Annotated in this window: 17 protein-coding genes; 15 read left to right on the plus strand and 2 right to left on the minus strand. The window is 64.6% G+C overall.

Going from position 1 to position 18,100, the window contains the following annotated elements; translation table 11 throughout:
* The first annotated feature begins 2 nt into the window (after positions 1-2).
* The 14 genes from AC1Q6Z_RS12955 (at position 3) to AC1Q6Z_RS13020 (ending at position 12,578) form a co-directional block, all read left to right on the plus strand.
* A complete protein-coding gene (locus AC1Q6Z_RS12955) occupies positions 3-332 on the plus strand; it encodes an L-rhamnose mutarotase (RefSeq protein WP_492648105.1) in 330 nt (109 codons plus the stop codon).
* Complete coding sequence (locus AC1Q6Z_RS12960) at positions 325-1,419, plus strand: Gfo/Idh/MocA family protein (protein ID WP_492648106.1); 1,095 nt, start codon at positions 325-327, stop codon at positions 1,417-1,419. The genes AC1Q6Z_RS12955 and AC1Q6Z_RS12960 overlap by 8 nt, the downstream gene beginning before the upstream one ends.
* A gap of 81 nt (positions 1,420-1,500) precedes the next feature.
* Positions 1,501-1,953, plus strand: a complete 453-nt coding sequence (locus AC1Q6Z_RS12965; protein WP_492648107.1) for a MaoC/PaaZ C-terminal domain-containing protein — start codon at positions 1,501-1,503, stop codon at positions 1,951-1,953.
* 21 nt (positions 1,954-1,974) lie between these two features.
* Positions 1,975-2,709: an SDR family oxidoreductase gene (locus tag AC1Q6Z_RS12970; RefSeq protein ID WP_492648108.1), complete on the plus strand. Its 735-nt coding sequence runs from the start codon at positions 1,975-1,977 to the stop codon at positions 2,707-2,709.
* A 35-nt stretch (positions 2,710-2,744) separates the two neighbouring features.
* On the plus strand, positions 2,745-4,022 hold the full coding sequence (locus AC1Q6Z_RS12975; protein WP_492648109.1) for an L-fuconate dehydratase: 1,278 nt from the start codon (positions 2,745-2,747) through the stop codon (positions 4,020-4,022).
* An 84-nt stretch (positions 4,023-4,106) separates the two neighbouring features.
* Entirely contained in the window at positions 4,107-4,718 is a 612-nt protein-coding gene (locus AC1Q6Z_RS12980) for a cupin domain-containing protein (protein WP_256116987.1), read from the plus strand.
* Between the two features lie 138 nt (positions 4,719-4,856).
* Positions 4,857-5,795, plus strand: coding sequence for an ABC transporter substrate-binding protein (locus AC1Q6Z_RS12985; protein WP_439615640.1), 939 nt, complete (start codon positions 4,857-4,859; stop codon positions 5,793-5,795).
* A gap of 63 nt (positions 5,796-5,858) precedes the next feature.
* Entirely contained in the window at positions 5,859-6,683 is an 825-nt protein-coding gene (locus AC1Q6Z_RS12990; RefSeq protein ID WP_492648110.1) for an ATP-binding cassette domain-containing protein, read from the plus strand.
* A gap of 38 nt (positions 6,684-6,721) precedes the next feature.
* Positions 6,722-7,690, plus strand: a complete 969-nt coding sequence (locus AC1Q6Z_RS12995) for an ABC transporter permease (RefSeq protein ID WP_492648347.1) — start codon at positions 6,722-6,724, stop codon at positions 7,688-7,690.
* A 1-nt stretch (position 7,691) separates the two neighbouring features.
* Positions 7,692-8,783 (plus strand): phosphotriesterase family protein, encoded by a 1,092-nt coding sequence (locus AC1Q6Z_RS13000; RefSeq protein WP_492648111.1) that lies wholly within the window; start codon positions 7,692-7,694, stop codon positions 8,781-8,783.
* A 26-nt stretch (positions 8,784-8,809) separates the two neighbouring features.
* A complete protein-coding gene (locus AC1Q6Z_RS13005; RefSeq protein ID WP_492648112.1) occupies positions 8,810-9,574 on the plus strand; it encodes a glutamine amidotransferase in 765 nt (254 codons plus the stop codon).
* A 21-nt stretch (positions 9,575-9,595) separates the two neighbouring features.
* Positions 9,596-10,501, plus strand: coding sequence for a PfkB family carbohydrate kinase (locus AC1Q6Z_RS13010; RefSeq protein ID WP_492648113.1), 906 nt, complete (start codon positions 9,596-9,598; stop codon positions 10,499-10,501).
* Between the two features lie 5 nt (positions 10,502-10,506).
* Positions 10,507-11,340, plus strand: a complete 834-nt coding sequence (locus AC1Q6Z_RS13015) for a BtpA/SgcQ family protein (RefSeq protein ID WP_492648114.1) — start codon at positions 10,507-10,509, stop codon at positions 11,338-11,340.
* Positions 11,337-12,578 carry a Zn-dependent hydrolase gene (locus AC1Q6Z_RS13020; RefSeq protein WP_492648115.1) on the plus strand — a complete coding sequence of 414 codons (1,242 nt, stop codon included), beginning with the start codon at positions 11,337-11,339 and terminating at the stop codon, positions 12,576-12,578. Before AC1Q6Z_RS13015 ends, AC1Q6Z_RS13020 begins: the two co-directional genes overlap by 4 nt.
* On the opposite strand, the gene pncB is transcribed toward AC1Q6Z_RS13020, so the two are convergent.
* Positions 12,575-13,879, minus strand: a complete 1,305-nt coding sequence (gene pncB / locus AC1Q6Z_RS13025; protein WP_492648116.1) for a nicotinate phosphoribosyltransferase — start codon at positions 13,877-13,879, stop codon at positions 12,575-12,577. The two genes, AC1Q6Z_RS13020 and pncB, sit on opposite strands and share 4 nt — an antisense overlap.
* A gap of 52 nt (positions 13,880-13,931) precedes the next feature.
* Positions 13,932-14,558, minus strand: coding sequence for a TetR/AcrR family transcriptional regulator (locus AC1Q6Z_RS13030; RefSeq protein WP_492648117.1), 627 nt, complete (start codon positions 14,556-14,558; stop codon positions 13,932-13,934).
* A 139-nt stretch (positions 14,559-14,697) separates the two neighbouring features.
* On the opposite strand from AC1Q6Z_RS13030, the gene AC1Q6Z_RS13035 reads away from it, so the two are divergent.
* On the plus strand, positions 14,698-18,096 hold the full coding sequence (locus AC1Q6Z_RS13035) for an acyl-[ACP]--phospholipid O-acyltransferase (RefSeq protein ID WP_492648118.1): 3,399 nt from the start codon (positions 14,698-14,700) through the stop codon (positions 18,094-18,096).
* Positions 18,097-18,100: the final 4 nt, after the last annotated feature.

An 18,100-nucleotide genomic window follows, 5' to 3' on the forward strand; every position in this document is an offset into this window, starting at 1 on the left:
ACATGCAGCGCATCGGCATGGTGATCGGCGTCAAGCCGGAGAAGATCGAAGAGTACAAGCGCCTGCACGCCGCCGTCTGGCCGGAGGTTCTCGCGATAATTTCCGCCTGCAATATCCAGAACTATTCGATCTTCCTGAAGGAGCCGGAGAACCTGCTGTTCTCCTTCTTCGAATATCACGGCACCGATTATGCCGGTGACATGGCGAAGATGGCGGCGGACACGAAGACGCAGGAATGGTGGGCTGTCTGCATGCCCTGCCAGGCGCCGCTTGAGACGCGGAAAGAGGGGGAATGGTGGGCTGGCATGGAGGAGGTGTTCTTCCATGCCTGACTTCGACTCGAAATCGCTCTCCCAATCGTGGCAGCTGCCGGCAACGCCACGCCCGATCGTCACCTTCGGCGCCGGCTCGATCGTTGGCGACGCGCACTACCCGGCCTATCGCAAGGGCGGCTTCCCGATTGCCGGGCTCTACGACCCCGACCACGACAAGGCGAAGGTGCTCGCGGAAAAATGGGGCGTCACCGCCTATCGCACTGTCGAGGAAGCAGCCTCCGTAGAGAACGCAATCTTCGACCTCGCCACCCCGCCGGCCGCCCATGCCAAGGTGCTCGCAGCCCTTCCCGAAGGTGCGGCGGCGTTGATCCAGAAGCCGATGGGGGCCGATCTTGCGTCGGCGACTGAAATCCTGAAAATCTGCCGCGCTAAGAAGCTCAAGTCCGCGGTCAATTTCCAGCTGCGGTTCGCGCCGATGATGCTGGCGCTGAAGGATGCGATCGCCAAGGGGTTGCTCGGCGAAGTGGTCGATTTCGACGTCTATCTGGCACTCGATACGCCGTGGCAGCTCTGGTCCTTCCTCGAAGGACTGCCGCGAATCGAGATCGCCATGCATTCGATCCACTATCTCGACGTGATCCGCCAGGTGCTGGGCGATCCCAAGGGTGTGCACGCCAAGTCGATCGGCCACCCGAACCATGCGATGGCGCAGACGCGCACCACCGCGATCCTCGACTATGGCGACCGGGTGCGCTGCGCCGTCTCGATCAACCATGATCACAAATTCGGCCGCAGGCACCAGGCCTGTGAATTCCGGGTTTCGGGCACGGAGGGGGCGGCCTATCTCCAGCTCGGCGTCAATCTCGATTATCCGCGCGGCGAGCCGGATATCCTCGAAATCTATCCGAAGGGCAGCGATGGCTGGGTCGCCGTGCCGCTTGAGGGGACGTGGCTCCCCGATGCCTTCGTCGGCCGCATGGCGAACCTCCAGCGCTTCGTTTCGGGCGAGGACGCCGAACTCGTTTCCTCGGTGGAGGACGCCTGGATGACGATGGCGCTCGTCGAGGCAGCCTATGCCTCCAGTGCCGCGCCCGCCACCCCGCTCGCCGCCCGGCCCCAAAGCAATTCCAGCAAAAGTGCGTAGCGGTTTTGCGTCCGGAATTGCGTAAAAACAGAAAGTTAGAGCATTTTCGCGAAGCGGAAACGCTCTAGACAGGAACAGGACATGGAACAGGTCAGATATTTCGAGGACTATGCCATCGGCGATGGTCGGAAGACGATGGGGCGCACGATCACCGAGACCGATTTCGTCGTGCATGCCGGCCATACGGGCGATTTCTTCCCGCATCACATGGATGCGGAATTCATGAAGACGCAGCCTTTCGGCCAGCGCATCGCCCATGGCACCATGGTCTTTTCCATCGGCGTCGGACTGACGGCGAGCGTCATCAATCCGGTTGCCTTTTCCTACGGTTATGATCGCATGCGCTTTATCAAGCCCGTCTTCATCGGTGATACGATCCATACCCGCGTGACGATCAGCGGCAAGGAAGACGATCCGAAACGGGCCGGCTTCGGCCGCGTCATCGAACGCACGGAAGTCGTCAACCAGAAGGGCGAGGTCGTGCTCGCCGCTGATCATATCTACGTCGTCGAGCGCCGGCCGAACGCCGCCTGACGCTTTATCCAAGGAGCCATCATGTCTTTCTCCCTCGAAAACAAGCGCGTCCTCCTCACCGCCGCCGGCCAGGGCATCGGCCGGGCGAGCGCGGTCGCCTTTGCGCGCGCCGGCGCCACGGTCGTCGCGACGGATATCAATGCCGATGCGCTGAAGAGCCTGGCGGGCGAGGCCAATATCGAGACCTATGTGCTCGACGTGCTGGACGATGAAGCCGTCACGCGCGTCATCACCGCCACCGGCCCGTTCGACGTGCTGTTCAACTGCGCCGGTTTCGTGCATGCCGGCTCGATCCTTGAGATGCCGGACAAGGACCTCGACTTCGCCTTCGACCTCAACGTGCGGGCCATGGTGCGCACCATTCGCGCGGTGCTGCCGTCGATGCTGGAGCGCAAGGATGGCGCCATCATCAACATGGCCTCCGTCGCCTCCAGTGTAAAGGGCGTGCCGAACCGTGCCGCCTATACCATCACCAAGGCCGCCGTCGTCGGGCTGACGAAGTCGGTTGCGGCCGACTATGTCGGGCAGGGCATCCGCTGCAACTGCATCTGCCCGGGTACCGTCGAAAGCCCGTCCTTGCAGGATCGCCTGAAGGCACAGGGCGACTACGAGGCGGCGCGTGCGGCCTTCATCGCCCGCCAGCCGATCGGCCGCATCGGCACGCCGGAGGAGATCGCCGACCTCGCCGTCTATCTCGCCGGCGCCACCTACACGACGGGCCAGGCCTACGCCATCGACGGCGGCTGGACCATCTGAAATACTCGAAACCGACCATTGCAAGGGCCGCTTCCATGACCAAGATCACCAGCCTGCGTTCGATCGACCTGCGCTTCCCCACCTCGCAGAGCCTCGACGGCTCGGATGCCATGAACCCCGATCCGGACTATTCGGCCGCCTATGTCGTGCTCGGCACGGACGCGCCCGGTCTCGAAGGCCACGGCCTGACCTTCACCATCGGCCGCGGCAACGATATCTGCTGCATGGCGATCGAGGCGATGAAACATCTGGTGGTCGGCCTCGATCTCGACTGGGTGCGTGAAAATCCCGGCCGCTTTTGGCGCCATGTGACGAACGACAGCCAATTGCGCTGGATCGGCCCGGACAAGGGTGCCATGCATCTGGCGACCGGGGCGGTGGTGAACGCGGTGTGGGACCTGCTTGCCAAGCAGGCCGGCAAGCCGGTCTGGCGCCTCGTCGCCGAAATGAGCCCGGAGGAAATCCTCTCCATCGTCGACTTCCGCTATCTCACCGATGCGCTGACGCCGGAGGAGGCGCTCGCCATCCTCAGACAAGCCGAAGCGGGCAAGGCGGAGCGGATCGCGACTTTGGAGGCGGAGGGTTATCCCTGCTACACGACGTCGGCTGGCTGGCTCGGCTATGACGACGAAAAGCTGCGTCGCCTCTGCCAAGAGGCCGTTGATCAGGGCTTTACCCATATCAAGATGAAGGTCGGCCGCGATCTGGAGGATGACAAGCGGCGGCTCCGCATCGCCCGCGAGGTGATCGGCGACGATCGTTACATGATGATCGACGCCAACCAGGTCTGGGAGGTCGGGCAGGCGATCGACTGGGTGAAGGAGCTCCAGCCCTACAAGCCCTATTTCATCGAGGAGCCGACGAGCCCGGACGATGTCTTCGGCCACAAGACGATCCGCGAGGCGATCGCGCCCGTAAAGGTCGCGACCGGCGAAATGTGCCAGAACCGCATCATGTTCAAGCAGTTCATCGCCGAGGGCGCGATCGACATCGTGCAGATCGATAGTTGCCGCATGGGTGGCCTCAACGAGGTGCTCGCCGTGCTGTTGATGGCGGCGAAATACGACCTGCCGGTCTGGCCGCATGCGGGTGGCGTGGGGCTGTGTGAATATGTCCAGCACCTCTCGATGATCGACTACATTGCCGTGTCCGGCACGAAGGAAGGCCGGGTGATCGAGTTCGTCGACCATCTGCATGAACACTTCATCGACCCATGCCGCATCGAAAACGCCGCCTATATGCCGCCGTCGCTGCCGGGCTTTTCCATCGAGATGAAGCCGGAGTCGATTGCGGCCTACACGTTCGGCGGTTGAAGCCCGAGGGCTGCGGTCTGGACAGTCCTTGATTGAAGGATTTATGATCGCAACCCCGAACAATGCGATATGCACATCATGAATATGGTCAAGCCGCCTTTGCCGTCTGAAAGCCGGGAGGATAGAATCCAGTCGAATCCGGTGCGGCTCGGTGCGCGGTTGCGGCTGACGCGCCAGACGCGCGGGCTGACGCTGAAGGCGCTGGCGCTGGCGGCGGATTGTTCGGAAAGCCTGCTCTCGAAGATCGAGAACGGCAAGGCTTCGCCGTCGCTTCCCATGCTGCACCGGCTGGTGCGGGCGCTCGATTCCAACATCGGCTGGATGTTCGAGGAGACGGATGGCGAGGAGGGCGTGGTGTTTCGCGCCGGCACGCGCCCGCTCATCACGCTCGATCCGTTGCGCCGCGGCGAGGGCATCTCGCTCGAGCGCATCATTCCCTATTCGGCCGGCCATCTGCTCCAGTGCAACATCCACCATATCGAGGCGGGCGGCCAGAGCGCCGGGCCGATCCAGCATGTGGGCGAGGAGGTCGGCTATCTGCTGGTCGGCGAAATCGAGCTGATGATCGGCGACAAGACCTTTCGGCTTTCCGCGGGCGACAGTTTCGTGTTCAATTCCGAACTTGCCCACTGGTATCGCAATGTCGGGGAGGAGCGCGCCTCGATCTTCTGGGTCAATACGCCGCCAACCTTCTGATATCGTTTTCTAAAATCCTCTTCGACCGATTTTGCGAACCGGAAATTCAAGTAACTTGACATGTATTCAAGTTACTTGAATAATGCCTCTCGTAAATTCCTGTGGCCGCCAACGGCTTCAAACAAGGGGAACATCAAAATGGGTCGGACAAAATATCTTCTCGGCTGCGCTGCGGCCGCCACGCTGACGCTCATGAGCGCGGCCAATGCCTTCGCCGATACATTCGCACTCGTCACCATCAACCAGCAGGCACTGTTCTTCAACCAGATCAATGACGGCGCCAATGCCGCCGCCAAGGCTGCGGGCGTCGACCTTGTCATCTTCAATGCCAACAACGTGCCGTCCGCGCAGAACGACGCGATCGAGACCTACATCACCCAGAAAGTCGACGGCATCATTCTCGTCGCCATCGACGTCAATGGTGTGAAGCCGGCGATCACCGCCGCCAAGAATGCCGGCATCCCGGTCATCGCCATCGATGCGCAGATTCCGGAAGGCGACAACATCGCCTTCGTCGGCGTCGACAACACGGCGGCGGGCGGCGATATCGGCAAGTTCTTCTCCGATTACGTGAAGAGCGACATGAGCGGTGCCGCCAAGGTCGGCGTTGTCGGCGCACTCAACTCCTTCATCCAGAACCAGCGCCTCGATGGCTTCAAGGCGGCGGTGACAGAAGGCGGCCAGAAGGTCGAGTTCCTCGACACGGTCGACGGCCAGAACGTGCAGGACGTGGCGCTCTCGGCTGCCGAAAACCTGATGACCGCCAATCCCGACATGAACGCGCTCTATGCCACCGGCGAGCCGGCGCTGCTCGGTGCCGTTTCGGCCGTCGCCAGCCAGGGCCGCGGAGACAGCATCAAGGTGTTCGGCTGGGACCTGACCAAGTCCGCAATCGACGGCATCGACCAGGGTTTCGTGACCGCCGTCATCCAGCAGGATCCGGCGGGTGAAGGCAAAGCGGCCGTGGAAGCGCTCGTCAAGGTCAAGAAGGGCGAGACGATCGAGCCGATCATCAACGTGCCGGTGACCATCGTCACCAAGGAGAATGTCGACCAATATCGCGACATGTTCAAGTAAGCCGACCGCCGCTGCCCGGCCGTAAATCCGGGCAGCGGTGCTTTTTGGGAAGGGCCACTGAACATGACCGACACGCAAGTCAGCCGCGTCCGGATGACCGGCATATCCAAGCGCTATGGCGCGCTGCAATCGCTCGACAATGCCTCGCTGAACCTCATGCCGGGCGAAGTGCTCGGGCTGGTGGGCGACAATGGCGCGGGCAAATCGACCATCAGCAAGGTGCTTTCGGGCGCCGTGATCCCGGATTCCGGCACGATCGAGATCGACGGCCGGCCGGTCTCCTTCACCTCTCCGGCGGAGGCGCGGGCCGCGCGCATCGAAATGGTCTACCAGGACCTCGCGCTCTGCGACACGATCGACGTCGCCGGCAACCTCTTCCTCGGCCGCGAGCCGAAACGGCACATCGCCGGCGTGCCGATGCTTGACAAGAAGCTGATGCACGAGCGGGCGCGCGACATGCTCTCCAATCTCGGCATCGTCATTCCCGATACGTGGATGAAGGTCGAAAACCTCTCCGGCGGCCAGCGCCAGTCGATCGCGATCGGCCGCGCCGCCTCCTTCGATCCCTCCGTGCTCATCATGGACGAACCGACGGCGGCGCTTGCGGTCGCGGAGGTGGAGGCTGTGCTCGAACTGATCCGCACCGTGTCCCGCCGTGGCGTTTCCGTCATCCTCATCACGCACCGGCTGCAGGATCTCTTCCTCGTCTGCGATCGCATCCAGGTGATGTATGAGGGCCGCAACGTTGCCGAGCGGCGCATCGAGGACACCAATATCGAGGATGTCGTCAATCTCATCGTCGGGCGGAAATTCGCTGCCCGTTCCGCCGGCCATCAGGCCAGCCACAATCAGGCCGGCCACACTCAGGAACGAGGCGCTTCCGCATGAGCTCCGAGCCCAACGCCTATTCCAGCCATCCGCCCCGCATGCGCGAGACGACCATGCTCGACAAGGTCATCGCCAATGGCGGCGTCATGTCGATCGCGCTGTTCTTCGTCGTCTGCTGCTTTTTCTTCGCGCTGACGACGGACGCCTTCCTGACGGCGCCGAACCTGCTCAACATCATCCGCCAGTCCGCGCCGCTCTTGATCGTCGCGGCCGCCATGACCTTCGTCATCACCACGGGCGGCATCGACCTTTCGGTCGGTTCCGTGCTGGCGCTGACCGCCACCCTTTCGGCCGCCGCCTTGCAGGCCGGCATTCCCTGGCCGCTTGCCATTATCTTGATGCTGGCGCTGGGCGGCGTGGTCGGGCTTATCCAGGGTTATTTCATCGCCTATGAAAAAATCCCCGCCTTCATCGTCACGCTGGCCGGCCTTTCGGTGATCCGCGGTTTCGCGCTGCTCATCACCGGCGGCTATTCGATCCCCATCGAGCCGACGAGCCCCTTCGTGACGATCGGCCGGGCCTGGGTGCTGGGCATTCCGGCACCGGCGCTCATCGCCATCGTCGTGCTTCTCGCCGCCTATGTCGTCTTCAACGAAACCCATTTCGGCCGCTACGTCACCGGCGTCGGTGCCAATGCGGAGGCGACGCGGCGCGCCGGCGTCAACACCCGCCGCGTCATCCTCTGGGTCTACATCCTGTCGGGCACCGCAGCGGCTGCCGCCGGCATCATCCTCTCCGCGCGCCTTGGCTCCGGCTCGTCCAATGCGGGGCAGGGGTTCGAACTCGACGTCATCGCGGCCGTAGTGCTCGGCGGCACCAGCCTTTTTGGCGGACGTGGTTCGTTGGTCGGTACGATCCTCGGGGCGCTCACCGTGGCGGTTCTGGCGAACGGGCTGATCCTGTCGCACCTGTCGCCCTTCTTCACCCCTATCGTCACCGGCTTCATCATCCTGGTCGCGATCTGGCTCAACTTCCGCCTGTTCAAGGGCGGGGCAAAGGGGCGCTGACATGCTCGACCATCTCTTTGCCGAAGAGCCGAAGAAGCGCCACCCGATCGGTGTGAACTCCGGCACCGCCATGACCGTCACCGGCCCGGTCCCGTTGGACAATCTCGGCGTGACGCTGATGCACGAGCACATCTTCCTCGATGGCGCGACAAGCTGGATCTGCCCGTGCCATCCCGACGAAAAGGCGATCGCCGAGCAGAAGGTCGAGATCGGCATCATCGGCGAGCTGCGCATGAACCCCTATATGAACCGGGACAATGTCTCGCTCGACGACGGGGATCTCGCGCTCAGTGAACTGAAGCGCTTCCAGGCGCTCGGCGGCTGCACCGTGGTGGAGACGACGAATTTCGGTATCGGCCGCGATGCCGCAGGCCTTGCCCGCATCGCCCGCATGTCGGGGCTCAGGATCATCATGGGCACCGGCTTCTACCTCGAACACACCCATCCCGAATGGCTGAAGGCCATGGATGTCGAGGACGTGACGCAGTTCATCGTCGATGATGTCGGCGGCGGCGAGAGCCAGCCGGAGATCATGGCGGGCATTATCGGCGAGGTCGGCGTCAGCCGGCATTTCACGGCCGAGGAGGAAAAGTCGTTGCGCGCCTCGGCCCGGGCGGCGCGTATTACCGGCCTGTCGCTCTCCATCCACCTGCCGGGCTGGGAGCGTCTCGCGCACCGCGTGCTCGACGTGGTGGAGGAGGAAGGGGCCGATCCGGCGCATACCGTGCTCTGCCACATGAACCCGAGCCACAGCGATCTCGATTATCAGATGGCGCTCGCGAAACGCGGGGCCTTCCTGGAATATGACATGATCGGCATGGACTATTATTACGCCGATCAGGACGCCCAGTCGCCCTCCGACGAAGAAAACGCCCGCGCCATCGCCGCTCTTGTCGACAAGGGTTTTGGCGACCGGCTGCTGCTGTCGCAGGATGTCTTTCTCAAGATCATGCTGACCCGTTATGGCGGCTTCGGCTACGGCTATATTCTCAAGCACTTCCTGCCGCGGCTGAAGCGGCATGGCGTGGATCAGGCAGCGATCGACCGCATGCTGATCGACAATCCCAAATCCGTCTTTTCCGCCGCGCGCTGAGCGCCGGCCTGTTTCAAGGAGTTCCCATGACCAAGAAGAAAGTCCTGCTCGCCGGCGAATCCTGGGTTTCGACCGCGACCCATATCAAGGGTTTCGACCAGTTCCCGACCGTCACCTACCACACCGGCGCCGATGAATTGCTGAGTGCCCTGAAGGAAAGCCCCTTCGACGTCACCTTCATGCCCGCGCACGAGGCGCAGAAGGAATTTCCGAGCACGCTGGAAGGCCTGCAGGCCTATGACGCCATCGTGCTTTCCGATATCGGCGCCAACACGCTGCTGCTGCATCCCGATACCTGGATCCACTCCCGCCGCACGCCGAACCGACTGAAGCTGCTGCGCGAGTACGTTTCGAAGGGCGGGGCGCTGCTGATGTTCGGCGGCTACTATTCCTTCCAGGGCATCAATGGCGGCGCACGCTTCCGCAACACCGCCGTGGAAGAGGTGCTGCCCGTCTCCTGCCTCTCCGTCGATGACCGCGTGGAAGTGCCGGAAGGTTTTACGCCGGTTGTTTCCGGCGATGTCTCCCATCCGATCCTTGCCGGCCTGTCAGGCGAACTGCCCTATCTGCTGGGCTTCAACGAGGTGGTGCTGAAGGACGGCGCCAACCAGTTGATGACGGTTTCCTCCGAATACGGCTCGCTGCCGCTGCTCGTCACCGGCACCTATGGCGAAGGTCGCACGGTGGTCTGGACCTCCGATGTCGGCCCGCATTGGCTGCCGCCGGAATTCATCGCCTGGCCGGGCTACAAGACGCTGTTCGAGCAGATGCTCGCCTGGGCGACCGATTAACGCAACGCCGCGGGGCCGCCCATGACCATCCACGTCGTCGGCAATGTCTGCGTCGATACGAGCTTTCGCCTAGAGCGGCTGCCGCAGCCGGGCGAGACGCTGAATGCCCTTGCGACCAGTGAAGGGCCTGGCGGCAAGGGCGCTAACCAGGCGGCCGCCGCCAGCCGCACCGGCGCCGATGTCATGCTGTGGGCGCCGGTGGGCAAGGATGCAACGAGCGTTTGGATCGAGGGCGTCATCGCCGCCGAAATCCCGGCGCTCCGGCTGACGCGGCTCGATCTTGCCTGCGACCGCTCGGTCATCATGGTCGACCGGTCCGGTGAGAACGTCATCGTCACCGCGGCCGCCTGTGCCGATGCCTTCGACCCGCTCGCCATGAGCGCGCTTCGGGAAACATGGGCGGCGGGCGACATGCTGTTGATGCAGGGCAACCTGCGGGCAGGGGTCACCACCGCCTGCCTTCGCGCCGCGCGGGAGGCGGGGCTGTTCACGGTCCTTAATCCGAGCCCGCTTCCGGCGGAACCGCTCGACCTGGCGGCCGTCTCGCTAATCGTCGTCAACCGGCCGGAGGCGGAAGCCATGACGGGGAAGGCCGACCCCGAACAGGCGGCCCGTGCGCTGGTAGCTGCGGGTGCCGCTAGCGCCATCGTGACCCTCGGCGCCGAGGGCGCACTTCTTCTTGATGCGGCGTCGGCATTGCGCCTTCCGGCGCGTGAGGTCGCAGCCATTGACGCCAGCGGTGCTGGCGATTGCTTCGCGGGCACGCTCGCGGGGCTTCTCGCGCAGGGCGCATCGCTTGCCGCCGCCGCGACCATCGCGACAAAAGCGGCGGGGATCGCGGTCGGGCGCCCCGGCACGCTCGCCTCCTTCCCGACACGGGCGGAAATTTCCGCCCTCACCAAGACAACGAAACTGGAAAACGAGTGATCGACATGAGCAACCCTATCGGACGGCAGGACAACGATACGCTGAAGACGCTTTTCGGGCGCGACAAGCCGGTGATCGGCGTGGTGCACCTGCTCCCGCTGCCCGGCTCGCCACGCTATGACGACGAGGGCGTGGACGCGATCTACGAGCGCGGCCTGTCGGATGCCCGCGCCTATCTCGCGGGCGGCTGCGACGCATTGATCGTCGAGAACCACGGCGACGTGCCCTTCGCCAAGCCGGACCAGATCGGCCACGAGACCTCCGCCCACATGGCGGTCATTTCCGATCGCATCCGCCGCGAACTCGGCCGGCCGATCGGCATCAACGTGCTCGCCAATGCGTCCATCCCCGCGCTCGCCATCGCCTCGGCCGCCTCGGCCTCCTTCATCCGCGTCAACCAATGGGCCAATGCCTATGTCGCCAATGAGGGTTTCGTGGAAGGCGAAGCCGCGCGCGCCATGCGCTACCGCGCGCAGCTTCGCGCAAAGGGCATCCGCATCTTCGCCGATGCCCACGTCAAGCACGGCGCCCATGCCATCGTCGCCGATCGGCCGGTGGAAGAGCAGGTCAAGGACCTGGTATTCTTCGACGCCGACGTGGTCATCGCCACCGGCCAGCGCACCGGTCATGCCGCGGATCTCAGCTATATAAAGATGATCAAGGAAGCCGCCTCGCTGCCGACATTGGTGGGCAGCGGCGTGACCCACGACAACGCCAACGACATTCTCTCCGTCGCCGACGGCGTGATTATCGCCAGCGCTCTCAAATATGATGGTGTGTGGTGGAATGCGGTCGATCCCGACCGCGTCAAACGCTTCATTGCAGGCCTCGGGCGATGAGCAAAGCGCCAGCGGTCAATCCCGACCGCCTGCTGCAATCCGTCGCCGACTTCGCGGCAATCGGCGCCACGCCTGCCGGTGGCGTGAACCGGCAGGCCCTGACGGCGGAGGACCGCGCTGCCCGCCGGCTGCTTGCCGAGCGCGCTTTGGCACGCGGTTTCACCGTGTTCCAGGACGAGGCCGCCAATCTCTTCATCCGGCGCGAGGGCCGGGATGCCGCACTGCCGCCGCTTCTCATCGGCAGCCATCTCGACAGCCAGCCGACCGGCGGCCGGTTCGACGGCGCACTCGGCACGCTCAGCGCCTTCGAGGTGCTGGAAGCGCTCGCGGATGCCGACGTGGAGACCGAGCGGGCCATCGAGGTCGTCGCCTTCACCAACGAGGAGGGAAGCCGCTTTTCGCCGGGCTGCATGGGCTCCATGGCCTTTTCCGGTGCGGCAAACCCGGCGGACTGGCAGGCGGCCCGCGGCACGGATGACGCGCTCTTCGCCGACGAACTGCGCGCCACGCTCGACGCGCTTCCCGAAGCCGAAATCCGGCCCGCAGGCCATCCCATCTCCGCCTTCGTCGAGCTCCATATCGAGCAAGGCCCTGTCCTTGAGCGCGAAAATGTGCCAATCGGCATCGTCACCGGCGTACAGGGCACGAAATGGCTGGAGGTCGCCTTTTCCGGCGAGGCCGCCCATGCCGGCACCACGCCGCTCGAATTCCGCAAGGACCCGATGGCGGCAGCCGCCGCCGCCATCGCGCGCATTCAGGATGGCATCATGCCATCTGATCCCGAGGCGCGGCTGACGGTCGGCCGCATTTCGGCCGAGCCCGGTTCCGTCAATGTCATCCCGGGTCGGGTGTCCTTCACCGTCGACATGCGCCACCCCGATGTCGAAGCCCTTGCCGCCATCGAGCGGCGGGTCAACGAGGAATGCCTTGCCGCCGCCAAGCGCTGGGGCTGCGAAGCGGCGATCGCCCTGCGGGTCGACATGCCGCCCGGCCGCTTTGCCCCGGTCGTGACGGCGGCGATCGCGGAGAGTTGCGCGGCGCTCGACATCACCAGCCGCCCGATGGTCTCCGGCGCCTTTCACGATGCGCTCTTCGTCAACCGCGTCGCCCCGTCTGCGATGATCTTCGTGCCCTGCCGCAACGGCGTCAGCCACAACGAGGCGGAATTCGTCTCCGACGAGCACATCGTCACCGGCGCGCGGGTCTTGCTAGGCGTCGCGTTGCGCTTGGCGTCCTAAACCTCCACCGGCCGCGCCTTCTGGCCGCCGACGCCAAAGACGCGGCGGTAGCGTTCGATCTCGGCGGGGTCACCGGTCGCCTTGGCGGGGTTGTCGGAGAGCTTGACGGCGGGGCGGCCGTTGGCGCTCGTCACCTTGCAGACGAGCGAGATCGGGTCGAGGCCGTTTCCGCCATCCGGGTCGCAGCCGCGAAAATCATTGGTGAGGTTGGTGCCCCAGCCAAAGCTCATGCGCACCCGGCCGTGGAAATGCCGGTAGGCCTCCTCGATCGAGTCGATATCCATGCCATCGGAAAAGATCAGCAGTTTTTCGCGCGGGTCGCGGCCCTTCTCCTGCCACCAGCGGATAATCTCCTCGCCACCGGCGATGGGCGGCGCGCTGTCCGGGCGAAAGCCGGTCCAGTCGGCCAGCCAGTCCGGCGCATTGGCGAGGAAGGCAGGCGTGCCGAAGGCATCGGGCAGGGCGATCAGCAGGTTGCCGTTGTAGAGCTGCCGCCATTCCTCCAGCACCTGGTAGGGCGCCTGCGCCAGCGCCGCGTCGTCCTCGGCAAGGGCTGCGGCCACCATCGGCAGCTCGTGCGCATTGGTGCCGATGGCTTCGAGATCGGCATCCATGGCGAGCAGCACGTTGGAGGTGCCGATGAAACGGTCGCCGAGCCCCTCCTTCAGCGCCTCCACGCACCAGCGCTGCCACAGGAAACCATGCCGCCGCCGCGTGCCGAAATCGGAGATGACGAGATCGGGCAATTGCCGCAACCGCTCCACCTTCTCCCACAGCCGCGCCTTGGCGCGGGCATAGAGAATATCGAGCGCGAAGCGGCCGCGCTCGCGCATCGCGGCGCGCGACTTCAGCTCGTTGATGATGGCGAGCGCCGGGATTTCCCACATGGTCGTGTGCGTCCAGGGGCCGTCGAAATGCAGCTCGTATTGGCCGTCGGCCTTGCGCAGCTCGTAATCCGGCAGGCGGAAGGCGGCGAGCCAGGCGATGAAATCCGGCCCGAACATGCGCGCCCGGCCGTAAAAACTGTTGCCGGCCAGCCAGATCAGCTCCTTCTTGGTGAACCGCACGCTGCGGGCATGATCGAGCTGGGCGCGCAGTTCTCCCTCGTCGATGACGTCGGCAAGCCGCACGCTCGTCGTGCGGTTGATCAGCGAGAAGGTCGAGTCGACATCCGGATGCCGGTGCCGGATCATCTGGAGCATCAGCAGCTTGTAGAAATCCGTATCGAGCAGGCTGCGCACGATCGGGTCGAGCCGGAAGTTATGGTCGTAGGTGCGGGTCGCGATGTCGGTAACGGCCATGCCGGCTACTCCGTTCAGTATCTCCGATGTCACTCATACCCGAATGCCACGTTTATGAAACCAGCGGCCGCGAGCGTGCGTCCTTCTGAAGCCCGGTGGCGAGGAGGCGGGCGAGCGCCGCGACTTCCCGCTCCAGCAGCGCCGGCGTGATGCCGACGAAACGGCCTTCGAGGCTGATGGCGATGACGCCGTGCACGGCGGAAAACACGGTTCGCGCGCGGATCGCGATGTCATCGGCGGAGGCCTCCGGCATCTGGCGGGCGAGGGGTGCTGCGATCAGGCCGATGAGGAAGGCGTGCTCCGCCAGATGCCATTCCGGAACGGCAACACCGTCCGGCATCCGATGCTCGAACAATGCGGACCACAGGTTTCGCTCGGCAAGCGCGAAATTGAGGTAGGCGAGCGACAGGTTGAGGAAGGTTTCTTCGAGGCCGCCCGAAGACGGTAGCGCAGCGTTCAGCGCCGCCTCCAGCCGCTTGAGCGTGCGGGAATTGACGTGGAGAACAAGGCCGTCCAGATCGTCGAAGACGGTGTAGAGCCCGCCGAGCGCCGAGCCCGCGCGCTCCGCGATGTCGCGCGCCCGCAAACCCTTCAGGCCCTGTTCCCGGATAAGCTCCGAGCCGGCGTTTATCAGCCGCGTCTTCAGCTCTTCCTTCTTCTCCCGCCGCTTTTCCGTCATCGATGCCTCCTGTTTTGAACATCGTTCATTTTATACCTTGAACATCGTTCATTTTTATGCGAAAAAGTTCATGAACAATGTTCATACAGGCAGAGACACAAATGTTCAAATATAGTCTGCGCGAAAAGGGGAATGTTCCATGCAACGGAATCTGATGACCTCCCGGCGCTTTGCGCCGCTCTTCTGGACGCAGTTCCTGTCGGCCTTCAACGACAATTTTCTGAAGAACACCCTGGTCTTCCTCATCCTCGCCACCATGGCGGCCGATGCGGCGGGCTCGCTCGTCACGCTGGCGGGCGCCGTCTTCATGGCGCCGTTCCTGCTGTTTTCCGCGCTCGGTGGCGAGCTTGCTGACAAGTTCGACAAGGCCGTCATGGCCGAGCGGCTGAAGCGGGTGGAACTTGCCGCAGCCGCCGTCGCCGTCATTGGCCTCGCCTTCCACTCCGTCACGGTCTTGATGGTCGCGCTCTTCCTGTTCGGCGTGATCTCGGCCCTGTTCGGCCCGGTCAAGTACGGCATCCTGCCCGACCATCTGGAGCGCAAGGAACTGCCGCGCGCCAATGCCTGGATCGAGGGCGCGACCTTCATCGCCATCCTCGGCGGCACGCTGGTCGCCGGCCTTGCCGCCGCCGATGGCGTCAATCCCTGGCTCTTCGGGCCGATGATGCTGGGTCTCGCACTCGCCTGCTGGCTGTCGAGCCGCTATATCCCGCGCGTCGGCGCGAAGGCGCCGGAGCTTGTGATCGAGCGCAACGTGCTCGCCTCCACCGGCCGCCTCGTTAATGCGCTGCGCGGCGACCAGCGCCTCTGGCGCTCCGCGCTGATGGCTGCCTGGTTCTGGCTGGTCGGCGCGATCGTGCTTTCGCTGCTGCCGCCCATGGTCAAGGGCAGCCTCGGCGGCGAGGAGACCGCGATCACCGCCTATCTCGCCGTCTTCGCCGTTGCCGTCGGCATCGGCTCGGCCATTGCGGCCTGGATGTCGGCCGGCCGCATCGTGCTTCTGCCGGCCCCCGTCGGCACGCTGATCATGGCGCTGTTCGGCCTCGATCTCGCCTGGAGCGTCGGCCATGCCGGTGTTGCCGTTCCGGCCGAAACGCTCTCCGCCTTCTTCGCCGGCCCCTACACCATCCGCATCGCCATCGACCTCGCCGGCATGGCGATCGCCGGCGCCTTCCTCGTCGTGCCCACATTCGCAGCCCTTCAGGCCTATGCCGAGGAGGAGCAGCGCTCGCGCGTCATCGGCGCGGCGAATGTGCTTTCGGCGGGTTTTATGACGGTCGGCGGTGGCCTCGTCGCGGCCTTGCAGGCGGCAGGCCTCTCCACGCCGGTGCTGCTGGCCGGCCTCGCGCTCGCCAACCTGGTCGCAGCCTTCGTCATGCTGCGCACGCTGCCCACCAATGCCTTCCGCGATTTCGTCTCCATCCTCTTCCGCGCCTTCCTGCGGCTGGAGGTGGACGGCCTGGAGAACCTGAAGAAGGCCGGCACGGCGCCGATCATCGCGCTCAACCACGTCTCCTTCCTCGACGGCGCACTGGCGCTGGCGCTGACCGACGAGGAGCCGACCTTCGCCGTCGACTATACGATCGCCAAGGCCTGGTGGGTGAAACCCTTCCTGAAGATGTGCAACTTCCTGCCGCTCGATCCTTCCAAGCCCATGGCGACGCGCACGCTCATCAAGACCGTCAATGCCGGCAATCCGCTCGTCATCTTCCCGGAAGGCCGCATCACCGTTACGGGCGCGCTGATGAAGGTCTATGACGGCGCCGCCATGGTGGCCGACAAGACGGGCGCAATGGTCGTGCCAGTGCGCATCGACGGGCTGGAGAAGAGCTATTTCTCGCGCCTCTCGTCGCTCCACGTCCGCCGTCGCCTGTTCCCGAAGGTCAAGGTCACCATTCTGGAGCCGGTGCGCCTCTCCGTGCCGGACGAGCTGAAGGGCCGCAAGCGGCGCATGGCCGCCGGTGCCGCGCTCTACCAGGTCATGTCCATGCTGATGTTCCGCACCACGGACACGGATGCGACCGTGCTGGAAAAAGTGATCGAGACGGCGAAGGAACGCGGTTTCCGCAAGCTCGCCGTGCAGGATCCGGTGACCGGCTCGCTCTCCTACGGCAAGCTTCTGACGGGTGCGGCCGTGCTCGGCGCAAAGTTCAAGGCCCTGTACCCGGCGGAGAACACGCTCGGCGTGCTTCTGCCCAATGCCAACGGCGCGGTGGCGACGATCCTCGGCGTGATGTCGGCGGGCAAGGTGCCGGCCATGCTGAACTTCACGGCCGGTGCCGCCAATATCCTCTCGGCCTGCCGTGCCGCCGAGGTGCGCCATGTGCTGACGTCCCGCGCCTTCGTCACCCAGGCGAAGCTCGGCCCGGTGGTCGAGGCGCTGTCGAAAGAGGTTGAGATCGTCTGGCTCGACGACCTGCGCCAGACCGTTCGCTTCGTGGACAAGCTGCGTGGCCTCCTGCGCAAGGCCCGGCCGCTCGTTCGGCGCAAGGCGGATGACCCGGCGGTGATTCTCTTCACCTCCGGCTCGGAAGGCGCGCCGAAGGGCGTGGTGCTGACGCACCGCAACATCCTCTCCAACGCCGCGCAGGCCGCCTCGCGCATCGATTTCCACTCGGGCGACAAGGTGTTCAACATCCTGCCGGTGTTCCATTCCTTCGGGCTGACGGCCGGCACCATCCTGCCGCTCATCTCCGGCGTGCCGGTCTATTTCTACCCGTCGCCGCTGCACTACCGGATCATCCCGGAGCTGATCTATTCCTCCAACGCCACGATCATCTTCGGCACGGATACGTTCCTCAATGGCTATGCGCGCACCGCGCATCCCTATGATTTCCGGTCGATCCGCTACTGCTTTGCCGGCGCCGAGCCGGTGCGCGCCACCACCCGCGCGCTCTACATGGAAAAGTTCGGCGTTCGCATTCTCGAAGGCTATGGCGTCACCGAGGCGGCGCCGGTCATCGCGCTCAACACGCCAATGTTCAACAAGGCCGGCAGCGTCGGCAAGATCATGCCTGGCATGGAATACAGGCTGGATACGGTGCCGGGTGTCACCGAGGGTGGCCGCCTCTTCGTGCGCGGCGCCAATGTCATGGCCGGTTATCTCAAGGCGGAAAACCCCGGCGTGCTGGAGCCGACGCCGGACGGCTGGCACGACACCGGCGATATCGTGACGGTCGACGAGGATGGCTTCATCGTCATCCGCGGCCGCGCCAAGCGCTTCGCCAAGATCGGCGGCGAGATGGTCTCGCTTGCCGCCGTCGACGCGCTGGCTGGCGAATTGTGGCCGGGCAACCTCTCGGTCGTCGTCTCGCTGCCCGATGCGCGAAAGGGCGAGCGCCTGGTCATGCTGACCGACGCGCCCAACGCCACCCGCGCCGCCTTCCTGGCCTTCGCCCGGGAAAAGGCCGCCATGGACATGATGGTGCCCTCGGAGGTGAAGGTCGGCACGGTGCCGGTGCTCGGCTCCGGCAAGGTCGATTTCGTCAGCGCGCAGAAGCTGTTGGCCGAGGCGGCGAGGGCGGAGCAGGCGGCGTGACGCT

Source organism: Shinella sp. GW835-FHT14H05 (assembly GCF_058793575.1).

Excerpts from the sequence above, each read along its gene's own strand:
- AC1Q6Z_RS12955 (WP_492648105.1), top strand. The coding sequence starts at position 3 with ATGCAGCGCATCGGCATGGTGATCGGCGTCAAGCCGGAGAAGATCGAA.
- AC1Q6Z_RS12960 (WP_492648106.1), top strand. The coding sequence starts at position 325 with ATGCCTGACTTCGACTCGAAATCGCTCTCCCAATCGTGGCAGCTGCCG.
- AC1Q6Z_RS12965 (WP_492648107.1), top strand. The coding sequence starts at position 1,501 with ATGGAACAGGTCAGATATTTCGAGGACTATGCCATCGGCGATGGTCGG.
- AC1Q6Z_RS12970 (WP_492648108.1), top strand. The coding sequence starts at position 1,975 with ATGTCTTTCTCCCTCGAAAACAAGCGCGTCCTCCTCACCGCCGCCGGC.
- AC1Q6Z_RS12975 (WP_492648109.1), top strand. The coding sequence starts at position 2,745 with ATGACCAAGATCACCAGCCTGCGTTCGATCGACCTGCGCTTCCCCACC.
- AC1Q6Z_RS12980 (WP_256116987.1), top strand. The coding sequence starts at position 4,107 with ATGGTCAAGCCGCCTTTGCCGTCTGAAAGCCGGGAGGATAGAATCCAG.
- AC1Q6Z_RS12985 (WP_439615640.1), top strand. The coding sequence starts at position 4,857 with ATGGGTCGGACAAAATATCTTCTCGGCTGCGCTGCGGCCGCCACGCTG.
- AC1Q6Z_RS12990 (WP_492648110.1), top strand. The coding sequence starts at position 5,859 with ATGACCGACACGCAAGTCAGCCGCGTCCGGATGACCGGCATATCCAAG.
- AC1Q6Z_RS12995 (WP_492648347.1), top strand. The coding sequence starts at position 6,722 with ATGCGCGAGACGACCATGCTCGACAAGGTCATCGCCAATGGCGGCGTC.
- AC1Q6Z_RS13000 (WP_492648111.1), top strand. The coding sequence starts at position 7,692 with ATGCTCGACCATCTCTTTGCCGAAGAGCCGAAGAAGCGCCACCCGATC.
- AC1Q6Z_RS13005 (WP_492648112.1), top strand. The coding sequence starts at position 8,810 with ATGACCAAGAAGAAAGTCCTGCTCGCCGGCGAATCCTGGGTTTCGACC.
- AC1Q6Z_RS13010 (WP_492648113.1), top strand. The coding sequence starts at position 9,596 with ATGACCATCCACGTCGTCGGCAATGTCTGCGTCGATACGAGCTTTCGC.
- AC1Q6Z_RS13015 (WP_492648114.1), top strand. The coding sequence starts at position 10,507 with ATGAGCAACCCTATCGGACGGCAGGACAACGATACGCTGAAGACGCTT.
- AC1Q6Z_RS13020 (WP_492648115.1), top strand. The coding sequence starts at position 11,337 with ATGAGCAAAGCGCCAGCGGTCAATCCCGACCGCCTGCTGCAATCCGTC.
- pncB (WP_492648116.1), bottom strand. The coding sequence starts at position 13,879 with ATGGCCGTTACCGACATCGCGACCCGCACCTACGACCATAACTTCCGG.
- AC1Q6Z_RS13030 (WP_492648117.1), bottom strand. The coding sequence starts at position 14,558 with ATGACGGAAAAGCGGCGGGAGAAGAAGGAAGAGCTGAAGACGCGGCTG.
- AC1Q6Z_RS13035 (WP_492648118.1), top strand. The coding sequence starts at position 14,698 with ATGCAACGGAATCTGATGACCTCCCGGCGCTTTGCGCCGCTCTTCTGG.